This window comes from Nitratireductor arenosus, from assembly GCF_009742725.1.
GTDB lineage: Bacteria > Pseudomonadota > Alphaproteobacteria > Rhizobiales > Rhizobiaceae > Mangrovimarina > Mangrovimarina arenosa.
On the sequence record NZ_WPHG01000003.1, the window covers coordinates 370,739 to 393,480 of the forward strand.

14 protein-coding genes are annotated in these 22,742 nt (G+C 64.6%); 9 read left to right on the forward strand and 5 right to left on the reverse strand.

The features are described from left to right. Nucleotides 1-12: 12 nt before the first annotated feature. The 4 genes from GN330_RS13845 to GN330_RS13860 form a co-directional block, all read right to left on the reverse strand. Complete coding sequence (locus GN330_RS13845) at nucleotides 13-540, reverse strand: flavin reductase (protein ID WP_156713756.1); 528 nt, start codon at nucleotides 538-540, stop codon at nucleotides 13-15. Between the two features lie 106 nt (nucleotides 541-646). Continuing rightward, complete coding sequence (locus GN330_RS13850) at nucleotides 647-2,158, reverse strand: UxaA family hydrolase (RefSeq protein ID WP_156713278.1); 1,512 nt, start codon at nucleotides 2,156-2,158, stop codon at nucleotides 647-649. Nucleotides 2,159-2,456: 298 nt separating this feature from the next. Then, entirely contained in the window at nucleotides 2,457-2,786 is a 330-nt protein-coding gene (locus tag GN330_RS13855) for an L-rhamnose mutarotase (protein WP_156713279.1), read from the reverse strand. A 7-nt stretch (nucleotides 2,787-2,793) separates the two neighbouring features. Then, nucleotides 2,794-3,498: a GntR family transcriptional regulator gene (locus GN330_RS13860; protein ID WP_156713280.1), complete on the reverse strand. Its 705-nt coding sequence runs from the start codon at nucleotides 3,496-3,498 to the stop codon at nucleotides 2,794-2,796. Between the two features lie 333 nt (nucleotides 3,499-3,831). Here GN330_RS13860 and GN330_RS13865 point away from each other — a divergent pair, with 333 nt between their 5' ends. The 6 genes from GN330_RS13865 (at nucleotide 3,832) to GN330_RS13890 (ending at nucleotide 11,180) form a co-directional block, all read left to right on the forward strand. Beyond that, complete coding sequence (locus tag GN330_RS13865; RefSeq protein WP_156713281.1) at nucleotides 3,832-5,331, forward strand: sugar ABC transporter ATP-binding protein; 1,500 nt, start codon at nucleotides 3,832-3,834, stop codon at nucleotides 5,329-5,331. After that, nucleotides 5,328-6,326, forward strand: a complete 999-nt coding sequence (locus tag GN330_RS13870; protein ID WP_197435163.1) for an ABC transporter permease — start codon at nucleotides 5,328-5,330, stop codon at nucleotides 6,324-6,326. The genes GN330_RS13865 and GN330_RS13870 overlap by 4 nt, the downstream gene beginning before the upstream one ends. Further along, the gene (locus tag GN330_RS13875) at nucleotides 6,326-7,321 is read left to right on the forward strand and encodes an ABC transporter permease (RefSeq protein WP_156713282.1); all 996 of its coding nucleotides are present in this window, start codon (nucleotides 6,326-6,328) and stop codon (nucleotides 7,319-7,321) included. Before GN330_RS13870 ends, GN330_RS13875 begins: the two co-directional genes overlap by 1 nt. Then, a complete protein-coding gene (locus tag GN330_RS13880; RefSeq protein WP_156713283.1) occupies nucleotides 7,318-8,253 on the forward strand; it encodes a sugar ABC transporter substrate-binding protein in 936 nt (311 codons plus the stop codon). Before GN330_RS13875 ends, GN330_RS13880 begins: the two co-directional genes overlap by 4 nt. A gap of 108 nt (nucleotides 8,254-8,361) precedes the next feature. Then, a complete protein-coding gene (locus tag GN330_RS13885) occupies nucleotides 8,362-9,405 on the forward strand; it encodes a MupA/Atu3671 family FMN-dependent luciferase-like monooxygenase (protein WP_156713284.1) in 1,044 nt (347 codons plus the stop codon). 14 nt (nucleotides 9,406-9,419) lie between these two features. Beyond that, on the forward strand, nucleotides 9,420-11,180 hold the full coding sequence (locus GN330_RS13890; protein WP_156713285.1) for a beta-ketoacyl synthase N-terminal-like domain-containing protein: 1,761 nt from the start codon (nucleotides 9,420-9,422) through the stop codon (nucleotides 11,178-11,180). 50 nt (nucleotides 11,181-11,230) lie between these two features. On the opposite strand, the gene GN330_RS13895 is transcribed toward GN330_RS13890, so the two are convergent. Then, the gene (locus GN330_RS13895; protein WP_156713286.1) at nucleotides 11,231-12,067 is read right to left on the reverse strand and encodes an amidohydrolase family protein; all 837 of its coding nucleotides are present in this window, start codon (nucleotides 12,065-12,067) and stop codon (nucleotides 11,231-11,233) included. A 171-nt stretch (nucleotides 12,068-12,238) separates the two neighbouring features. On the opposite strand from GN330_RS13895, the gene GN330_RS13900 reads away from it, so the two are divergent. From GN330_RS13900 to GN330_RS13910, 3 genes are all read left to right on the forward strand, one after another. After that, nucleotides 12,239-13,123 carry a 4'-phosphopantetheinyl transferase family protein gene (locus tag GN330_RS13900; RefSeq protein WP_197435164.1) on the forward strand — a complete coding sequence of 295 codons (885 nt, stop codon included), beginning with the start codon at nucleotides 12,239-12,241 and terminating at the stop codon, nucleotides 13,121-13,123. Nucleotides 13,124-13,316: 193 nt separating this feature from the next. Beyond that, a complete protein-coding gene (fabD, locus tag GN330_RS13905) occupies nucleotides 13,317-14,168 on the forward strand; it encodes an ACP S-malonyltransferase (RefSeq protein WP_197435165.1) in 852 nt (283 codons plus the stop codon). Nucleotides 14,169-14,239: 71 nt separating this feature from the next. Continuing rightward, nucleotides 14,240-22,690, forward strand: a complete 8,451-nt coding sequence (locus GN330_RS13910; protein ID WP_156713289.1) for an SDR family NAD(P)-dependent oxidoreductase — start codon at nucleotides 14,240-14,242, stop codon at nucleotides 22,688-22,690. Nucleotides 22,691-22,742 lie beyond the last annotated feature (52 nt).

The window sequence follows — 22,742 nt, forward strand, 5'->3', positions numbered from 1 at the left end:
CCGCGTCCGGCGTCAGTCAATTGTGGCGCGGAGCCGTTTGCTGCGCTGCAGCCCCCTGTAGTCCCTTCTGAAATAAAGCAGCGGTTCTGTGCTGTCGCGGCAACGCAGACCTGCGACCCTGCCGATGAGGATGCGGTGGGTGGCGACGGTTTGGATTGCTGAGATCCGGCAATCGAAAACGGCGATCGCATCGGACAGGGCAGGCGCGCCGGTGGAGATCGTCTCCCATTCAGCCGCGGCAAACCTGTCCGCCTGCGTCAGGCCGGTCATGCCGGCGAATGCGGCAGCGAGCGGCTGGTGCTCGGCTGCAAGCGTGTTGAGTGCGAAAACGCCGTTCTCGGCAAAGCAGTCGTTGGCCTGGTTGTCGCGGTTGAGGCATACAAGCACCGTAGGCGGGTTGTCTGACACCGAGCAGGCGGCAATGACGGTTACGCCGCGCCGGCCCGCGGCGCCGTTTGTGGTGATGACATGGACCGCGCCGGCGAAATTCGCCATCGCGTCCCGGTAGGAGCGCGGCTCGATCTGGCCAGTCTTCAGCAATGTTGTCCCCGGCGCGGCTCTCGAAACACTGTCCGACTCTCCGGTCCCCCGAAGCGCCCGAGCCGGCTCGGCTTGACCGGCCGCATGGGCGGGCGCCGTGCGCGATCTACATCGTGGCACCAAGGCTCCATGGCACAAATTCGTTGTCGCCATAGCCGAGCGACTCCGACTTGGTCGACCCGCCCGACGCGACACGAAGGATTTCGGCCAGTATCTCCTCGCCTTTTCGGGCAAGCGAGGTGCCCTCCATAATGTCTCCGCAGTTGATATCCATGTCCTCGCGCATCCGCTCGAAAATGACGGAGTTGGAGGCAAGCTTGATCGAGGGCGTGGGCTTGCAGCCGAAAGCCGAGCCTCGCCCGGTCGTGAAACACAGAACGTTCGCGCCGCCGGCGACCTGGCCCGTTGCCGAAACGGGGTCGTAGCCGGGTGTATCCATGAAGACGAGGCCGCGCTCGCGGATCGGCTCGGCATATTCCAAAACGGCGCGGAGATTGGTCGTGCCGCCCTTGGCCAACGCTCCGAGCGATTTCTCCAAAATGGTCGTCAAACCGCCAAGCTTGTTCCCAGGCGACGGGTTGTTGTTCATCTCCATGTCATGTTTGGCTGTGTAGGCCTCCCACCAGCGAATGCGTTCGACGAGTTTTTCGCCCACTTCCCGGGTCTGCGCTCGCGAGGTAAGCAGATGTTCGGCGCCATAGATTTCCGGCGTTTCGGACAGGACGGCGGTGCCGCCTTGAGCGACCAGAAGATCCACCGCTGCGCCGAGGGCGGGATTGGCGCTGATGCCGGAATAGCCGTCCGATCCGCCGCACTGGAGAGCTAGGACAAGTTCGGAGGCGGGTTGCGTCGTGCGTTCGGCGGCGTTCACGATCGGCAGCATCTCGACGATCGCCCTGACTCCGGCTTCGACGGTCTTGCGGGTGCCGCCGGTTTCCTGGATGGTCATGGCGCGAAAAGTCGTGCTCTCCTCGATGCCGTAGGATTTCATCCAGCGCGGAATCTGAAACGCCTCGCAGCCGAGGCCGACCATCAGCACGCCGCCGACATTCGGATTGGTTGCGAAACCCCACTGCGTGCGCTTCAAGACATCGTAGGCAGGACCCTTGATGTCGATGCCGCAGCCGGTGCCGTGCACCAGCGAGATGACGCCGTCGACGTTGGGATAGTCCGCCAGGATGCCGGAGCGGTTGACCTCGTCGGCGATGAAACGGGCAACGCTGGCTGAACAGTTCACCGATGTCAGCGTTGCGATGTAGTTTCGGGTGCCGACCTTGCCATTCGGCCTCTTGAACCCCTGAAACGTCGCCCTGTCGGATTCGGAAACCATGTGTGTGGGGCGCGAATTGGCGCCGAACGCATGGTCGCGCTCGAAGTCACGCAGATAGACATTGTGCTCGTGCACCCAGTCGCCCGATGCGATGGGTTGTCGGGCAAACCCTATTATCTGACCGTATTTCACGATGGCATCATCGGCCGCGATATCGCGCAGGGCCATTTTGTGGCCGCGCGGTATGCGCGTCTTCACGACAACGTCCCCCGCCTTCTCGCCGACATTCAGCGGGTTGACCGCGAGAAGGATGTTGTCGGCTTCGAACAACTTTATAAAGCGCGTCATCAAATGGACTCGGATTAGGGCCGTTTCGAACTTCCGGCCGAAAGGGGCAAATGAAATTGGAATACTAATATAACAGTAACGATAGGTCAAGCGATCTCCAACGGCATGGGATGCTTTGCCGAACGACACGAGCAGAGGCGCGGCGCTCTTATGGCGGCCACCGGCAAGCGTAACGACGAGCGGGGTCGCGACAACCTTCGAAAGGCCGACCTTACCATCCCCTACGGCCGAGGATCATGCCGCTTTGGTTGGATAAGCCGGCTGAACGGCGCCGTCGAGCCGATCCCGGCGGCCAAGGTCAATCGAGATGAAAGACCTCTTCCATGGCGGCCCACCATTCGCCCTTGGCCCGCGTCGGCAGGGGTTCCTGCATGGGATCGCACAATTCCCACCACTTACGCATAGCCGGCGATTCGCCCATCTTGGCCGCGTCTTTCGCGAAATCGGAGCCGTGGTACTCCCAATAGGCGAAGAGCAGATTCTCCGGCTGCCGCAGGAATATGGAATAGTTCCTGATATTGGCCCGGCTGATGACGTCGAGGACCTCGGGCCAGACCTCGGCGTGAACACGCTTGTACTCCTCCAAGGCATCCGCCTTCAGGCCAATTGAAAGCCCCATTCTTTGCATGCCGCGCCTACTCCGACTCGTTTGCCGCAGCCGCCACCTTGTCGGCCAGTTCTCCGGCGACTTCGATTGTGTTGTGGAGCGATGTCTCGAGATGATGTTCCATCGCCAGCGCGGCACCCTCGGCGTCCTGGCGTTTCAAGGCGTCGAGGATCGCTTCATGCTGCTTGATCGTCTGTTCGCCATAGCCCGGCTTTGGTATCGCCAGGTAACGGCCACGATCCATCTGCGCTTTCGAAATGTCGACGGCTTTCCAAATCATCGGAAACCCGCTGGTTTCGGCAATGGTACGGTGGAACACGTCGTCGAGTTGTATGGCTCTGGCGTATTTTCCACGCGAAATCGCGAGACGATGTGCGGCGATATTGTCCTCGAGCGCTTCGCACGCCGAAGCGGTGAACTTCGGCGCGGCCCGCCGGGCGCTTTCCATTTCCAGTGCGCGCCGGATCACATAGGCCTCCTCGAGGTCGGCGCGGCTTATGGGCGCGACATAGGTGCCCGTCTGTGCCAGAACCTTGATGAGGCCTTCGTCGCTGATGCGCTTGACCGCCTCGCGTACCGGGGTACGGGATATGCCGAGCGCTTCGGCGATGGCCACCTCGTTGATCGGATCGCCCGGCTTCAGTCGCCCAACCGCGATCATGTTGCGAATCTTGTGATAGATCTGATCCCGGAGCGGGAGGGCCCGGTTCAGGGTAGTCGGGTCGAAGTCCATAAAACCATCCATGTTGCCATTCGTGGGCAATGATTACCAATATACTAACATGTCAACCGTTTACGGAAAGCGGCCTGTGCCATGTCGTCGATGCCGCGAAAATCCCCATGTCAGATTAAGCTTGTCATGACTGTTATATTAGTGCAATAGATGCGGCGCCGGGGAATTGACACGTTGCGCGTCATCCTTTTCGGCCATCGGGACGCTTCACAACAGACCGACGGACATTCAGGAACAAAGCAGCCGCTTGAAAGAACTGTTATACTAACATAACATACACGCGGTCGTTGTGGAGGCAGCGGCCGGTTCTGCCAGGGAGGAACCAAGCCGGTTATGACAGACGCTCATTGCGCCTTGGATATGAAGGGGATCACCAAGACGTTTCCCGGCGTGAAGGCGCTGTCCAACGTCAACTTCTCCGTAAAGTTCGGCAGTGTCCATGCCGTCGTGGGAGAAAACGGCGCGGGCAAGTCTACGCTGATGAAGGTCTTGAACGGATCTTACCCTCCCACGAGCGGTACGATCAGGGTCGGTGGCGCGGAGGTGCGCATGCGCCGCCCCGCTGACGCACAGGCGCTCGGCGTGCGGATGGTCCATCAGGAAATCAACCTGGTTCCGGATTTGAGCGTTGCAGAAAACGTCTATCTCGGCCGTATGCCGGGAAAATGGACGTTGCTGCGCCGGCGCGAGATGGTCGCCAAGGCGACCGCCGTGCTGGAGGAACTGGGCGCGGCGATAAACCCGCGCGAACGGCTGGGCAATTTGTCGATCAGCCAGCAGCAATTGGTCGAAATCGCCAAAGCCTATGCCGCCGATCCCCGCATCATCGTGCTGGACGAGCCCACGTCCAGCCTCAGCGAGCATGAGACCGCCGCGCTTTTTTCGATCCTGCGAAAGATGCGCGATGATGGGATCGCCATCGTCTATATCAGCCACCGGCTCAAGGAGGTTCTGCAGATCGCCGATGAGGTGACCGTGCTGCGCGACGGCAGCATGATCGAAACCCGGCCGATCCAGGGCATTACCGCCGCCGAAATGATCAGTCTGATGGTCGGGCGGGAAGTGAACAACGTCTTTCCCAAAAGCCCCGCGGCCATCGGCGCGCCGGTGCTCAGCGTGGAAAACATCAGCGACGGCAGGCATTTCCGCGACGTGAGCTTCGACGTGCGCGCCGGCGAGATCCTCGGCCTGACCGGGCTGGTCGGGGCAGGGCGCACCGAAGTCGCCCGCGCCATCTTCGGCCTGTCGCAATTGACCGGCGGTACGGTCCGGCTCGGCGGGCGTAAGACGGCTGTCAGATCGCCCTCCGACGCAGTGAAGGCCGGCATCGCCTATGTGCCGGAGGATCGCAAGGGCGACGGCATCGTTCCGGCCATGTGCGTACGCGAGAACATCAGCCTGCCGATCTTGCGGCAGCTGAGCCGGTTGGGGCGCATCAGCCATGGCGCCGACCGCGCGCTCGCCGGCCACTACGTGTCCCAATTCGCGATCTCGCCTCCGGATGGAGAGCGCCGGATCAATCTTTTGTCGGGCGGTAACCAGCAGAAGGCGGTCATCGCCAAATGGCTGGCCGCCAAACCGTCCGTGCTCATTCTGGACGAGCCGACGAGGGGCGTCGACGTTGGCGCAAAGGCGGAAATCCACAACATTATCGGCCAGCTGGTCGCTGAGGGCATGGCCGTCCTCATGATCTCTTCGGAACTGCCGGAGGTTCTCGGAGTGTGCGACCGAGTGGTGGTGATGCGGGACGGTCACGCCTCCGTACCGCTCGATCGCAAGGCGCTCAGCGAGGAGCGGATCATGGCATTGGCGACGGGTGAGGAGGTCGCATGACCGACGGGGTTGCAGGGGTTGCACACATGAAGTCCGGCGACCGTTTCACGCGCGGCAGCAAGGCCGTGGAGGCGCTGTCCAAGGCGGGGTTGCTGATCGCTATCCTCGCGGTGGTGCTGTACGGCTCGATCGCCAACGCCGCCTTCTTCTCCACCGGGAATTTCCTCAACGTGCTGACCTCGATGTCGATCGTCGGCATCGTGGTCGTCGGCATGACGTTCGTGCTTGTCGTCGGCGGGCTCGCCGACCTCTCGGTTCCGGCTACCATCGCCTGCGGCGCCATCCTTTCTCTCGGACTTCAGCCGATGATCGGACCGGTTCCCTCATTCGTGGTCGCGGTGGCGCTGGCCGGCGCGATCGGGCTTTTGAACGGGATGCTGGTGGGTTATTTCGGCGTCAATCCCATTATCGCCACGCTGGGCGTGGGAACGATCGGCCTGGGCATCGTCCAGGCAGCGGTCGGCGGGGTGATCGTCTACGGAACCAACCCCGCTTCCGCCGAACTGGTCAAGGGCAGGCTTTTCGGCATACCGGTCGTCGCCCTCATCTTCGCGGCCATCGCGATCGTCGGCCATTTCGTCTTGTCGCGCTCCTTCTGGGGCCGGTGGACCTTGGCGACGGGCGGCAACTACAGCGCCGCCGAAGCAAGCGCGGTGCCGGTTCGCGCAGTCAAGGCGGGCGCGTTCGTCATCACCGGCCTGGCGGCCGGCATCAGCGGCGGCCTGCTCGGGCTGACGCTGCAGAGCGCCCGTCCGCTTGTTGGCACCGGCTATGAGTTCAGCGCCATCACCGCGGTCGTCGTCGGCGGTGTCTCCATCATCGGCGGTTTCGGTTCGGTTCCCCGCGCCATCGCCGGCCTGGTCTTCGTGCAGCTTCTGACGAATGTGATGGTGCTGGAGGGGGTTCGCACGCCCGTGCAGGGTTTCGTGCTCGGGACGCTGATCGTGTGCGCCGTCGGCATGGATGCCGCGCTGCGCAAGCGGGGAGGCGCGTGATGCGGTACGTCTCGCTCGCCCTGCAGTACAGGGTCGGAATCATTCTCGGCCTCACTTTGATCGTTTCGGCGATGCTCGTGCCCGGCTATGTGAGCGCCACGACGCTCAGCCTCGGGCTCGACCGGGCCGCCACGATCGGCCTGATCGCCATCGGCCTCACGGTCCTGCTGATCGCCGGCCAGATCGACCTTTCGGCCGGTTCGGTGTTCGCACTGGCAGGCATTGTGTCGATCATGTTGCAGCCGCAGCTCGGCATCCTGCCGGCCGCCGCGGCGGGCGTCGTCGTGGGCATGGTGGCGGGTGCGATCAACGGCGCCCTGGTGGTCGGCCTGAAGGTGCATTCGCTCGTTCTCACGCTGGCCACGATGCTGATCTTCCGCTCCATCGCGCACTGGATCACCGACAGCCAGCCGGTGACGGGAACCGATATCATGTTCTCGCTCGCCCTGGCCCAGATCTATCTGGACGTCTTCACGGTTCGCAGCGCTCTGTTCGTGGCCTTCATCCTGCTGCTCCATTTCTGGCTGACGCGGACCATTCCGGGCCGCAACGTCTTCGCCGTCGGGTCGAATGCGGTGGCGGCCGAGGAAAGCGGCATCGCGTCCGGCCGCATCCTGTTCTTCGGCTTCGTATTCGCCGGCACGCTGGCAGGCCTCGCCGGGGTGCTGCAAAGCCTGGTGACCAACACCGGCTCCCCCGTGTTCGGCTCCACTCTGATCGTGACCGTGATTGCGGCCGTCGTCGTCGGGGGAACCAGGATCGAGGGCGGCAAGGGTTCCGCCCTCGGCACGCTGGGCGGTGTGCTCACCATCGGCGCGCTGACGGTGGCGATGGAGTTCCAGTCGGTGCCCGCCTACGTCCAGCAGGTCGTCTCGGGGTTCATCCTGATCCTGCTCGTCGTGCTCGATCGCACCGTCAATACCAGGAGGAAGGCCGCGGCCGACCGTCCTGCTTTCGTTCAAGGCAATCCAATCAAACAGGGAGGAAGCGCATGATTGAGAAGAGGAATTTGTTGTACGTGGCAGCCGCTGCCATGCTGGCGTCGACCGGTTTGGCGCACGCAAAGACGGTTTGCTACGTGAACGCGGCCGACTCGCATGCCTATGCAACGCCGGCCAACGAGGCGCTTCAGGAGCGCGCCAAGGAACTCAAGATCGAGATCCTGAGCCTCAGCCAGGACTTCGACGTCCAGAAGGGCACCGAGCAGCTCAACACGTGCGTGGCGCGCGGCGTCGACGGGATCATTCTTTGGCCTCTCGACCCGCAGGCCTACATACCCGGGCTGGCGCGCGCCCAGCAAGCCGAAATTCCGGCCATTCTCATCAACTCGCCGATGGGCGAGGAGGCGAAGCCGTTCGTGACATCCTTTACCGGACCGGACGTCTATGAGGAGGGTGAAATGGCCGCGGACGCGCTCAACGAGGCGCTCGGCGGCGAGGGTTCGGTGGTCATCATCGCCGGCCAGGCTGGCAACGGCACCACGATCGGCCGCGTCGGCGGCTTCGAGGACCGGCTCAAGGAAATCAGTTCGGGCATCGAGGTACTCGACACGGTCAACGCCGACTTCGACCAGCAGAAGGCGCTGGTCGTGAGCCGCGACCTCATTACGCGTTTCGGCGATGATCTCGACGGCGTCTACGCCAATGACGACACCATGGCGCGCGGTTTCATCGATGCCTGGAAGGAAGCCAATCCGTCCAAGCCGACCCCGCCGATCGTCGGCATCAACGGTCAGAAGGATGCCTTTGAATCGATCCGCACCGGCGAGATGCATGCAACGATCGTACAGTCGCCGGTCGAAGACGGCCGGCTGGCGATCGAAACGATGGCACGCATCCTCGATGGCGAGGAGGTCAAGGACCGACTGCCGATCCCGCTGACCGTCGTGACCAAGGAAAACGTGGAGTCGGTCGAGCCGGCATTCTGACGCTTAAGCGGCTGGCCCGGACCGTCCGGGCCGGCCGCTGCTGCGGTATTGCGCGATGGTGAAGTCGCTTGCCGCGCCGGCGGGCGGCGAAGCAATCGGAGAGCGACCATGAAGTTCAGCCTCATGTTCTTCTCGAATTCCTATCCCGAGGAGGCCGGCGGGCCCTACGCCGTCATCTCCGAAATCGCCCAATACGGCGACCGGCACGGCTTCGAGGCGGTGTGGATGCCGGAACGCCATTTCCATACACTCGGTGGCATCTATCCCAACCCGGCCGTCGTTGCGGCCTATCTCGCGGCGGCGACGGAAAAGATCCGCCTGCGCGCCGGCAGCGTGGTGGTGCCGCTGCATCATCCAGCCGAGATCGTGGAATCCTGGTCTGTGGTCGATCAACTCTCCGACGGGCGCGTCGACCTCGCGCTGGCAAGCGGCTGGAACGTCAACGATTTCGTGCTCTCGCCATCCACCTACGCGGATCTGCGCAACATCTGGCTCGAGCGTATCGACGAGATCCGCAGGCTCTGGCGAGGTCATCGGGTCGCCTATCCGAACGGGGACCAGGTGCCGACGGAGATCGTTACCTATCCCCGACCCGTTCAGCCCGAACCGAATCTCTGGCTGACGGCGTCCAAGCAGCCGGAAACCTTCCGCAAGGCGGGCGAACTGGGGATGAACGTCCTCACCATGCTGGCGGGGATTTCGCTCGAGCAGCTCGCGGACAAGGTCCGACTCTATCGGCAGGGCCGCGACGAGGCCGGCCACGATCCCGCCGCCGGCACGGTGACGCTGATGCTGCACACGTTCGTCCACGACAACATCGACGTCGTGCATGGCGCGGTGCGTGGGCCTTTCCTGCAATACATCAAGACCAGCCTGTTGAGTCATCTCCAGGGCAAGGCCGTCGATGTCGGCCGGCAGCTTTCTCCGGCGGAGATCGACGACATGGCCGAATATTCGTTCGAACGCTATTTCTCCACCGCCGCGCTTTTCGGCTCGGTCGAAGGCACGCGCAAGTTCGCCCTGTCGGCCGCCGCGGCCGGCGTCGACGAGATCGCGTGCCTGCTCGACTACGGTCCGTCTCTCGCCGACATCCGCGCGAATCTCCCCTATCTGGCCGAGCTCAAGAGAAGCTTCGAGCCGGTCACCGCATAGGCGTTGCCCGCGACATGCAAGCGGCTAGCGAAGAAACGCTCCCGGAAAACAACGCGCCGCGCAGCGCTGCCGGCCCGGCGCTTGCGCCGATGGCGATCGTGGGCCTGTCCTGCCGGTTCCCCGGCAGCCGGGGCCCGGAAGCGTATTTCCGCTCGCTGATCGGCGGGGACGACCTTTTTTCGCCGCCGCCGCGCGAGCGATGGCCCTGGTGCGGTAACGACCGGATCGCCGTGCCCAGGGTGGGGGGGCTGGACGACGTCTTTGATTTCGACAACGGACTGTTCCGTCTGTCGCCGCGCGAAGCCGAGACGCTCGATCCGCATCAGCGTCTGATGTTGGAGGAGGCCTGGCTCGCGATCGAGAACGCCGGCTATGCGCCGGAGGATTTCCGGCGTCGGTCGACCGGCACATTCGTGGCGATGTACAATCAGGACTTCCAGTTCTACGCCCGTGCCGGAGACTGGGACGAGATCTCGCGGATCTATCTCGCCGCCGGCAGCGCCCATTCGCTCGTGCCCAACCGGATCTCCTATGTCTTCGATCTGCGCGGCCCCAGCGAGATCGTCGACACCGCGTGTTCCAGCGCCCTCGTCGCCGTCCACCGCGCGGTCGAGGCGATCCGCAACGGCGAGTGCGAACAGGCCATCGTCGGGGCGGCCAGCCTGCTCCTGGAACCTACCAGGCTCGTGATGCTGCAGGAACTCGGCCTGCTCAGCCCGTCGGGGGAATGCGCCCCATTCGACCGCGATTCCGGCGGGCAGGTGCTGGGCGAAGGCGTGGCCGCGCTGGTGATCAAGCCCCTGGAGACGGCGCTGGACGACCGCGACACCATTCATGCCCTCATCCTGGCCAACGGCGTCAATCATCAGGGCGCCTCGTCCGGCGGTCTCACCCGGCCTGATGCCTCCGCACAGGCCGATCTGGTCCGCCGCACCTATCGCCGCCACGGGATCGATCCGCGGCAGGTCGGCTATGTCGAGGCGCACGGGAACGGAGGCGGCGGCGATCTCAGCGAATTGCTGGCGTTTCAGGCGGTCTTCGCCGAGGGTGTCCGCGTCGGTTCGGTGAAGGGCAATATCGGCTTCCTCGAGGCGGCCGGCGGCATGTCTCAGATCATCAAGATCGTCATGGCGATCAGGCACGGGGTGGTGCCGGCGACACGCGGCCATCGCGGCATCGTGGAAGACACGGAGCTGCGCCCCGGCGCTTGCCGGATCCTGACCGAGAACATCGCGGTTCGGGAGCTTTCGGCGATGAGCGGTCAGGCCGCTTTCACGGCTGCCGTTCATGCTTACGGGTTGGGCGGTTGCAATGCCCACATCGTCTTGAGCGAACCGCCGCGCCCGCCCGCTGTCGACACGGCGCCGGGACTCCTTCCCATTCTGCTTTCCGGCGAGAAGGCGGAAGACCTGCGCGAGCAGGCCGGGCGGCTGTTGCAATGGCTTGACCGCGAGGCGTCGGTATCGCTCGCCGACCTCGCCTTCACCCTCGCCGCCGGCAGAACCCATCGCGCGTGCCGGAGAGCGCTTCTGGTTTCATCGGGGGACGAACTCGCGACGCGGCTATGCGATCTCGCGCGGGGCGCGGAGCGTCTTGAGAACGCGGAGGATGCCGGGGTCGGCACGGACGAACGGGTCGGCGCGGCGTTGAAGCACTGGCTTGCCGGGGAAACGCTCGACTGGGGGGAGGTCTTGACGGCGGGGCGACGTACGGCGATCGATCCGACGCCGCTGCGCCGCCGCTACTTCCCCCTGCCCAACCTCCGCGCCGAATAAACCGCCCCGTTCATGGCATTATCGAGCCACGCACCGGTGCCGCCGCGCCCTCAATCGCTCGGTTTCAGCCCGTAAAATCGCGCCGCGTTGCGTGAGAATATCCTCGCATCCGCGCTCAGCTCGGCGGGCAGGGCGCGCATCGTCGCCGCAAGCACGTCTCCATATTCGCCGGCCAACCGGCACACCGGCCAGTCGCTGCCGAACATCAGCCGCTCCGGTCCGAAACAGGCGACCGCGTGATGAACATAGGGCTGCAGGTCGCAGACGCGCCAGCCTGCCGGGTCAGCTTCCGTAATCAGGCCGGAGAGCTTGCAGTAGACGTTCTCGAAGCGGGCCACACGCTCGATCGCCGCCCGCCAGGGATCCAGTTCGCCGGAACCGATCGGTGGTTTCGACAGATGGTCGATCACCGCCCTCAGCCCCGGTATTTCCTCCAGCACCGTGGCGACATGGCCGAGATGGCGCGGGTAGGTGAGGAAGTCGAACGCGATGCCGGCTTTGGCGATCGCCTCAAGGCTGCGCATCACCTTAGGCCGCACAATCCAGTCGTCGTCGGGCAGATCCTGCAGCATCGGCCGGATTCCGACGAATTTCGGCCTGTTTCGGTAGTTCGACAGCTGAGCGCCGAAATCGTCGCTTTCCAGGTCGAGCCAGCCGACCACGCCGGCGATGAAATCCGTGGTTTCGGCAAGGTCGAGCAGGAAGTCGGTTTCGGCCTGCGTTTGGGCCGCCTGCACGACGATGGTTTTCACCACGCCGAACCGCTGCAATACAGGCGCCAGATCATCGGGAAGGTAATCGCGCAACAGGATATCGGGTGCGCCGCGCATCCAGTCATAATCGTTGCGCGCCGGCTTCCACAGATGATGATGCGCGTCGACGATCATTGTGATGTCCTCGTTCTGGTGCCGTCAGGTGGCCCGGCCGGGCAAAGCCGGCGGAGGGGCAGTTTTGCCCGGGTCCGCCTCGCTTGACCCAATCATTATACTAGTATTCTATTCTTTTGAACCAGTGATTTCCATGCGTTCTCTAACGACACTATGGAAGGAGGGGCGAGTATGAGCAGCGGCGCCCCGCTTTGCGGGCTTGATGATCGCGGTCGTACGGCGTTGCGCAGCCATGCCTCAGCTCTCGTCGGCGGTTCGTGCCGGGTCGACGACCTGGCCGCGGCGCCGTCGCGCCGGACGCGCATCGACCTGTGGTACGTGCCGCTCGACCATTTCTCGCCGGCGGAACAAGCCGACTGCCTGCAACTCCTGAGCCGCGAGGAGCGGCAGCGTCACGAGTCTTTCAAAGCGGAATCGGCCCGCCAACAATATCTCGCCGCTAGAGGGCTCGTGCGCACCAGCCTGTCGCGCTATCGCGACATCGCGCCGAGGGACTGGCGCTTCGCGACCAATCGCTATGGCCGCCCCTTCATCGAGGCCTCCCACGGCGTAACCGGCCTGCATTTCAGCCTCTCTCACACCCACGGCATGGTCGTATGCGCGGTGGGCGGCGTCGCCGAACTGGGCGTCGATGTCGAACATCGCGCCCGCGCGGGCCCTGTCGACGACCTGGCGAAAAGCGTCCTCGCGCCACCGGAACAGGCCCGTTTTGATGCCTTGGCGGACGATCGGCGCGGCGCGTTCTTCTTCACCCTGTGGACACTGAAGGAAGCCTACCTAAAGGCGCGAGGCCTGGGGATGTCGCTGCCGGTCGAGGGCGTCTGGTTCGACGTCGATGGCGTGCAGCCGGCGGTGCATTTCACAAACGCCATCGCGGACGATCCTTGGCGCTGGACGTTTCGCAGCCGTCAGCTGATGGGCTACGCCCTCGGCATCGCGGTCTCGACATCCGTCGAGCCGGATCTCGTGCTCAGACGGGCGCAACCGATCAACCTGCCCTCCAGGGGTGAGCGCGGGCAAGCCGCATCTGGCGACGGTGAAGGTCAAAAACGATGATCCGGGCCGCGCCCGACTTGTTCGAAGCATCCTATTATATTAGAATAACAAACGATCGGGCGCGTGCCGGCGGACTGCGGGGCCGTCGATTGGAGGAATGCCTCTCCGGCGCAAACGGTCGCAAGGGGGAAGCCTCAGACGAGCCGGCTGGTTTGTTGTGGCGGCCGGACGGAGGAAGGAAGGTCACGCGGACATGGAAGCATTCATCTTTCCGGGGCAGGGCTCGCAGCATCGCGGCATGGGAGGGGAGTGGTTCGAGCACGACGAATTCCGCAGGCTCGAGGGCGAAATCGACCAGATTCTCGGCTATTCCATTCGCGCCCTGTGCCTCGAGGATCAGGACGGCCGGCTGAGACAGACCCAGTTTACGCAGCCGGCGCTCTATGTCGTCAACGCCCTGCATTATTTTCGCGCCATGCGTGAGAACGGGCTTCCATCCTATGTCGCGGGTCACAGCCTGGGGGAGTTCAACGCGCTTTTCGCCAGCGGCGTGTTCGACTTTCACACCGGGCTCAGGCTCGTCAAGAAGAGAGGCGAACTCATGGGGCAGGCGCGCGGCGGCGCCATGGCCGCGGTGATCGGCCCGGATGCCGAAACGCTCGCCGGATTGATCGAGGATCATGCGTTGTCCACGATCGACATCGCCAACCACAATTCGCCAAGCCAAACCATCATCTCCGGTCCCGAACCGGATATCGAGGCCGCCGAAACGGCACTCAAGCCGCATGTCGACATGTTCATTCCGCTGCCGGTCAGCGCCGCTTTCCACTCGCGTTACATGCAAGATGCCGCCGACGCGTTTCGCCTTGCCCTGGCGGATTTCTCTTTCGGCGAACCCCGCGTCGGCGTGATGTCGAACGTCACCGCGCAGCCTTATCCGGCCGAAAACGGTTCCGCGGCGATCAAGGATCTGTTGGCGAGACAGATCACCAGCCCGGTCAGGTGGCAGGACACGGTTCGCCATCTAAGGCGCCTCGGCGTGACCGAATTCAGGGAAGTCGGACCGGGTAACGTTCTGACGAAGCTCGTCGCACAGGTTCACTGACACGTTCCAGGCAAGTCGCGGCCGCGGCCGGGCGACTATGCAGCTCTGGCGAACCCGCACGGTGGGAGACGATGGCAAACACATCCACAACGAAAATCGCTGAAGCTCCGGCGCGGTTGCTGTTGGACCAGTGCTTCCGGGATGGCGCTCCGAAATACATCGTCGATATCGGCTTCGGCGCAGGCTCATTATCCGGTCAACTCGAGCAGGCGTTGCGCTCCGAGTATCGGCACCTGCCATCCGGTTCGTTGCCGATGCTGATCGGCTTGAACCCCAATCCCGACACCGACCACGCCGGCTCCTCCGTGCGCATTGTCCCCGGCCTTTGCGACAGCGGCGCGCTGCTTGCCGAAAAACTGGCAGCACTCGGCGTCACCGACCTCGAGAACGCGGCCTATATCCATGCTCCAGCCGTGGAGGCAACGCCCGACGCGGCAAGCGCCGCGGCGGCGAGCCTGCTCTTCGACGCCGGATCGTTCGGACCGTGGCTCAGGCGGCACGGCCTGATCGTTCTGGCCCAACAATCCGCGTTGGAGCCGTCCTCCCCGGTCGAATGGATGCGGGACCCGCAACGATTGTTGCTGACGCTGGCCGGCGGCGGAGTTTTTCCCGATGCCGGCCCGGCGTTCGAATTGGGGCAGATGTCGGACAAGGACGGGTTTTCGGTCGTTCGCTTCAGGCATCGCGACTATCGCATTCGTCCCGCCGACAAGGCCGACCTGCCGACATTGGTGGCGTTGGAGAAATCGTGTTGGGCGGTGGGCAGCCGCGCCTCCTCGGCCATGATCCGCGGCCGGTTGACCCGCTATCCGGCCGGTCAGCTCGCGCTCGAAAACGAACATGGCCTCGTCGGCGCCGTCTACTCGCAACGGGTCGTGAACGACGATTTCGGCGCTTCGACAATGTTCACGGTCGGCAAACTGCACGACGACGCCGGCCCGCTGGCGCTGCTGCTGGCGCTCAACGTTCTGCCCGAAATGCAGGACAGGAGTTATGGCGATCAGCTTCTGGAATTCATGCTTCAGTACTGCGCGGCCACGCCGGGCATAGACGCCGTCATCGGTGTGACGCGCTGCAAGGATTACGCCAAGCACGACGGCGTGGACATGTCCCGCTATATCGGGCTGCGGAACGAGCAGGGGCGGCTTGTCGATACCGTGCTTCGCTTTCACGAAATGCACGGCGCCCGAATCGAAAGGCTGGTTGCGAACTACCGGCCGCGCGATGACGAAAATAGCGGCTTTGGCGTCCTGGTCAGATATGAAGGGTGCCGGCAGCGCAAGGAACTGTCGGTCGACGCCGCCGCAACGGCGGTCCCGGTCGGCGTGAGCGAGATCGAATCCTTCATCGCCACGACCGTGGCGGCGATCCTCAACGCCGGTGATGGCGCGCGGATCGACGTCGCGCGACCCCTGTTCGAGCTCGGCATGGATTCGGCGGACCTGCTCGACCTCCGGGAGCGCATACGCGCGACCTTCGGCGTACGGCTGGAGGCGACGTTCTTCGCCGAGCACGGCACGTGCGAGCGTATCGCCAAGCATCTGGCGGAGCGGCTTCCGCAGGAACCCGACAACGAGGGAGCCGAGCTCCCAGAGGCCCCGCAGGCGAGCGCTTCGCCGGCCGCCGGTTCGCCGCCAGCCGAAAGACGCAAGACACCTATGGCAAAAGGCGACGCGATCGCGATCGTGGGCATGGCATGCAGGCTGCCGGGAGGGATCGAGGACCGGCACAGCTTCTGGGAGATATTGCGCGACGGCAAGGACATGGTCGGCCGGATGCCTGCCGGCAGATGGGCTTGGCCCGCCGGGATCGACCCGGGCGACACGCATCGCGGCATCGACCGGGGCGGCTTCATCCACGGCGTCGACGAGTTCGACCCGTTGTTTTTCCGCATCTCCCCAAAGGATGCCGCAACACTCGATCCCCAGCAGCGATTGATGCTGCAACTGGCCTGGTCGTGCGTCGAGGACGCCGGATATTCGGCGCATGCGCTGGCCGGGACCGCCACGGGCGTCTATGTCGGGGCGAGCGGCTCCGATTATCAGTTGCGCCTGTGCAGCGAGCAGCTCGAGCATATTGACGGCCACTTCGGACTGTCGACATCCGTCGCCCTGCTTGCCAACCGCGTCTCCTATTTCTTCGACTGGAACGGACCGAGCATCCAGGTCGATACGGCCTGTTCCAGCTCGCTCGTCGCTGTCCACGAGGCGGTCTCGGCGATCAAGAACGGCATGTGCGACCAGGCTCTGGTGGGCGGCGTCAACATCATGTGCCATCCGGCCACCAGCGTCGCGTTCTATTCGGCCGGCATGCTGTCGAAGGACGGGCGATGCAAGACGTTCGGCCGCGCCGCGGACGGTTATGTTCGCGGCGAGGGCGGCGTCATGTTCCTGCTCAAGCCGCTGGACGCGGCTCTGGCCGCCGGCGACCGCATTCACGGGCTCATCGCCGGAACGGCGGTCAACCATGGCGGGCAGACCGCGGGTCTGACCGTGCCGAGCAATGTCAGGCAGGCGGCGCTGGTAAGGCGCGCTCTCGCCCGCGCCGATTTGCCGGCCGACGCCATCACCTATGTCGAGGCGCACGGCACCGGAACGGCGCTGGGCGATCCCACCGAGGTCAGGGGGCTCACCGAGGCCTTCGCCGACTGCCGGCACGACCAGGCGGAGCCCTATTGCGGGCTGGGTTCGGTGAAGACGAATATCGGACATCTGGAAGCGGCGGCCGGCGTGGCGGGTCTGTTGAAGGTGTTGCTGCAACTGCAGCATCAAACGCTGGTCAAGAGCCTTCATTGCGACGATCTCAATCCGCATATCCGGCTCGACGAGGGGCCGTTCTACGTCGTGCGCGAGAACCGGCCCTGGACGCCGTTGCGCGACGGGGACGGCGATGCGCTGCCGCGGCGAGCCGGCATCAGCTCGTTCGGCAGCGGCGGCGCAAACGCTCATCTCATCGTCGAGGAATATGTGGAACCAGCCGGTGCGTCCGATCTCGCAGCGGACACCGGAGCGCCGGCGATGGTGGTGCTGTCGGCCAAGACCGAGGAGCGGTTGAAGGAGCGCGCGCGGCAATTGCTCGATGCGATCGCGACCTACCCGCTGGGCGACGAGCAGCTCGCGAGCCTTGCCTACACGTTGCAGGTCGGGCGCCAGCCGATGGAAATGCGCCTGGGGATCGTCGCGGCCTCGATATCAGAGCTCGAAGCGACCTTGCGCGCTTACCTGGCCGGAGAGACCGCGATCGAAGGCCTTCAGCGCGGCAGGGTCGCCCGCAACACCGATGCCGCAGACGGCGCCGGTGCCGCCGATCCTCGGGAAAACCTGGCGAGATGGGTCGAAAACGGCGAGCACGCGAGGCTGCTTGAGCTATGGGTGAAGGGCGTCACGCTCGACTGGGCGGCGCTTTATGGCGAGAACAGGCCGGCCCGCCTGGCGCTGCCGACCTACCCGTTCGCCAGGGACCGCTACTGGCTGCCGCCGAAACCGACCGCGACCAGGACCCAGCCTGCCGGGGACGGGCCGGACGCCGCGCGCGCCGGCCTTGCCCACCCGCTTTTGCAAGCGAATATATCCGACCTGTCGGCCCAGCGCTTCCTGACACGCTTTTGCGGCGACGAGCTCTTTCTCTCCGACCATGTGGTGCAAGGGCGGCGGGTGTTTCCGGCGGTCGCCTATCTGGAGATGGCGCGTGCGGCCGTATCGCAGTCGGGCCGGGACGCGTCGTGGCGGGCGGGACTCGAACTGAAGGACGTGGTGTGGGCGCAGTCGATCGCGGTCGACGATAGCGCGGTGGACGTTGCGATCGGCCTGTCGGCGCGCAACGGGGCCGATATAGCGTGGGAGGTGTCGACCCAAGCTGCCGGGGGGCGGGACGGCGAACGCATTCTGCATTGCCAGGGGCGGGCCGTGCCTTTGGCCGAGCGCGACGCCCCGGTCGTCGACATAGCGGCGCTGCGGGCGCAATGCCGGTCGACATCGATCCCGGCGCAGGAGTGCTACGAACGGTTCCGGGCGATCGGCCTGGACTACGGCGCGGCGCAGCGCAGCATGGCCGAACTGTCCGTCGGGACCGATCGGCACGGACGCAAACAGGTCCTCGCCCGCTTGGCTTTGCCCGATCCGGTGCGGGATGATGTGGCTCGTTATGGGCTTCATCCGAGCATTCTGGACGGCGCCTTGCAGGCGGCGTTGGGGCTGGATTTCGCGCAGGCGCAACAGGGTGGCCTGTCGCTGCCCTTCGCGGCGGAAGCGGTTGCCGTGTTCGGGCCAAGCCCGTCCAGCGGCTGGGCCTGGGTGCGCGACAGTGATGGTCGCGATGCGTCGCAGACGTTGCACAAGCTGGATATCGATATTTGCGACGACGACGGGCGAACCAGCGTGGCATTGCGCGGCTTCACCATGCGGGCGGCGCGACAGGGCGAGGAAACGCGCCCCGCGACGATGCCGGCCGATAGCGATGCCGTGATGCTGACGCCGGCGTGGGAGACGACCGATCCCGAACTCGGCGATATTTGGCCGACCGCCTCTGATGCGGTGGCCATTGTCGGCGGCAGCGCCGCGCGCAGGGCGGAATTTCGCGCCCTCTATCCGCAGGCGCGCCTGATCGAGCTCGAACCGGCGTCCGGCGTGGAGGCGATCGAGGATCGGCTTCATGCGGCGGGAGCCATCGATCACGTCGTCTGGCTCGCGCCGGACGATCCGCCGGCCCAGCCGTTGGGGGAGGCGGTGGTCGAAGGCCAGCGGCGCGGCGTTCTACAATGTTTCCGCTTCATCAAGGCGCTGCTCGGACTTGGCTATGGCGACCGGCCGCTGGGATGGACGGTGGTCACGACGCAAACCCTGCCGATCGAACGCGGCGAGGCGTTGAATCCGACCCACGCCGGTATGCACGGTCTGATAGGCTCGATGGCGAAGGAATATCCGACCTGGCGGGTTCGTCTTCTCGACATGCCCCGCGACGGTGACTGGCCCGTCGCCTCCGTGCTGCGAATGCCTGCGGACGGACACGGCAATCCGTGGGGATACCGGCACGGCGAGTGGTACCGCCGCGCCCTGCTGCCCAGCCGGCTCGAAGGGTCCAGCCCCAGCCTGTATCGGCGCGGTGGCGTTTATGTCGTGCTCGGGGGCGCCGGCGGCATCGGCGAGGTCTGGAGCGAGTACATGATCCGCACCTATCAGGCGCAGGTGATCTGGATCGGCCGGCGCGCCAAGAACGCGGCGATCCAGTCGAAGATCGACCGTCTTGCCGCACTCGGCCCGGCGCCGGACTATCATGCCGCCGACGCGTCGGACGAGGCGGCCCTCGGGCAGGTGCACGACTTGATCAGACGCGCGCATGGCCAGGTCCATGGCGTGGTCCATTCGGCGATCGTCCTCAACGATTCCAGCCTGGCCAGAATGCAGGAACCGGCCTTTCTGGAGGCGCTGTCGGTCAAGGTCGACGGTAGCGTTCACCTGGCGCGGGTGTTCGGCCGCGATCCTCTCGACTTCGCCCTGTTCTTCTCGTCGATGCTGAGTTTCAAGGCCCCGCCGGGGCAAAGCAATTATGCCGCCGGCTGCGCCTTTAAGGATGCGTTCGCCCATCGCCTGGCGCAGGACCTGCCATGCGCCGTCAAGGTGATGAACTGGGGCTATTGGGGGTCCGTCGGCATCGTCGCCTCACAGGCGTATCGCGAACGCATGGCGCGGCTCGGGCAAGGGTCGCTGGAACCCGAGGAAAGCATGGCGGCGCTGGAACTGCTTTTGCGTGCGGCGCAAGATCAGGTCGTGTTGCTGAAGCCGACCCGGCCGTTCGCCGCCGAAGATGGCGTCGCCGGGGATGAGGTGAGCGTCAATCCGGCGGCGTATCCGTCGGCGCTTGCGGGGCTGCAAGCCTCGGTCGCGACACCGGCGCAAGAGATGCGGCCAGAAAGGGCCGCGGGTTTTGAAGAGATCGAACGATTGCTGCGCCGGCTGCTCTGGGCCCAACTGTGCAAGCTCGGATTTCCGGCCTCGCCCACGGACTTTGACGGGATCAAGGCCGCGTTGGGACTTCGCGATCTCTACGACCCATGGCTGGCGGAGAGCCTGACCGCCCTCGCCGACGACAACTATCTCGCGAGCGACGGCAAGGCCTACTGGAGGCTGGCGTGCCCGGAGGCGGACGAGGCGGCGGCCTGGCGGGAGTGGGACGCGCACCGGAGCCACTGGCTGTCGGAGCCGGCCCTGGCTGCCAATGTCACACTCCTCGACAAGACCATGCGTGCCTTGCCCGACATCCTGAGCGGCGCGACGCGGGCGACGGACATCCTCTTTCCGAACGCGTCGATGGCGCTGGTCGAGGGATTTTACAAAGACAACCCCGTCGCCGACTATTTCAACGAGATCGTGGCGGACACGGTCGCCGGCTTCATCGAGCAGCGGACCGGACAGGACCCGACGGCGCGCATCCGCATTCTGGAAGTCGGTGCCGGCACCGGCGGCACCAGCGCACGGGTCCTGGAGCGGTTGAAAGCGTATCGGGACCGTATCGAAGACTATTGCTATACCGACCTTTCACGGGCCTTCCTTACGCATGGCGAGCGTGTTTTCGGGGCGGAGAACCCGTATTTTCGGACCCGGATCTTCGATGTCGAAAAGCCGATCGCCGACCAGGGCCTGGATGGCGGTCAGTACGATCTCGTCGTCGGGACCAACGTTCTGCACGCCACGCGCAACATCCGGCGGACCTTGCGCAATGCCAAGGCGCTCCTGCGCGGCAACGGCCTGCTGCTGCTCAACGAGATCGTCGAGAAATCGCTGTTCCTGCATCTGACCTTCGGCCTTCTCGAGGGTTGGTGGCTGTCGGAAGACAAGAGCGTACGCCTGTCGGGCTCGCCCTGCCTGTCCGCCGATGCCTGGCGACGCGTTCTGATCGGCGAGGGCTTCAAGACGGTGCTGTTTCCGGCGTCGCAAGCGATCGGGCTGGGGCAGCAAGTGGTGGTCGCGGAGAGCGATGGCGTGGTCCGCCAGCAGCGGCACGAGCCTGCCGGTGGCGCTGAGGTGGCGCCGGTCCCGCCGCCCCGCCCGCCGCAGGAGAGACCGAACGAAAGCCATGTCCGCGAGATAGTGGTCGACAAGATCGCGCAATCGCTGGGCATGGCACGCGAGCGGATCGAGAGCGACCGACCGTTTTCGGAATACGGGTTCGATTCGATCGTCTCCGTTGGATTGGTGAACGAACTCAACCAGGCGCTTCACATCGATCTGCCGACGATCGCGATCTTCGATTTCAACACGGTCGACAGGCTTTGCGCGAAGATCTGCGCGGATTTCGGTCAGTCGATCGTCCCGCCGGCCGGTGAGGCCGCGCCAGCGGCAGGGAATGGGCCTCGGGATGTCCAATCCTCCCCCGCCACCGTCGTCGAATTGAAGGCCATCCTCGCGCGTGGCCGCAAACCGAAACACGCCGACGTGTCGCGACCGACGCTTTCCGTGGCGACGAGCCCGCTGAAATTTCACCATGTCCTTCTGACGACCCCCGGCCGGATCGATGATATCCGCCTGGTCGAGGGCACACTCGCGGACCTCGAGCCGGATCAGGTCCATGTCGCCGTTCACGCGTTTTCGTTGAATTTCGGAGACCTGCTTTGTGTCTCCGGCATGTACCCCACCATGCCCGGCTATCCCTTTACCCCGGGATTCGAGGCGAGCGGCGTCGTCGCGTCGGTCGGCAGCGCGGTCACGACGGTCGCGGTAGGCGATCCGGTGATCGCCGTGATGGGGGAGCGGCTCGGCGGGCAGGGAAGCGTCGTCACCTGCCGCGAGACGCAATTGCTGCGCAAACCCGACTCGGTCTCCTTCGAGGAGGCAAGCGCGTTCCCGATCGTCACATCGACGATGGTCGGCGCTTTCCGCAAAGCCGATCTGCGCAAAGGGGAGCGGATCCTGATCCAGTCCGCCGCCGGCGGCACCGGCCTCATCGCCGTGCAGATGGCCAAACATCGAGACGCGGAGATATTCGCCACGGTCGGGTCCGACCACAAGATCGCACTTCTCCGGGAACGCGGTGTCCATCACGTCTTCAACTATCGCGACAACGATTTCGAGGTCGAGATCGAGCGGCGTACCGCCGGCAAGGGGGTCGATGTGGTGATCAACACATTGCCGGACGATGCCCTGCAGAAGGGGATCCGATGCCTGTCATCCGGCGGGCGGTACGTCGAACTCGCCATGACCGCGCTGCGATCGGCGAAGTCGGTGGACCTTTCCGTCATGAACAACAACCAGAGCTTTCACAGTCTCGATTTGAGGCGCTTGCTGCTTGATAATCCGGCCGCAGCGATGGCCTATATGAAAGACGGTCTGGATCTGCTCGCCGAACGGACCGTCTCTCCGACGATCGGAAAAATCTTCGCGTTCGAAGAGATCGTCGAGGCCTATCGGCATCTGGCCTCGAGGCAAAGCGTCGGCAAGATCGTGGTCCGCATTCCTGAATCTTACAGGCACGGCGAGACCGGGCAGCATGGCGCCAGGATGTTCAACGAGGGCATGCAGTCGGCGTAAGGCGACGGCCCATTTCTGCCGCAGGGAGGGAGATGCCGCCGCCGGCATCGCC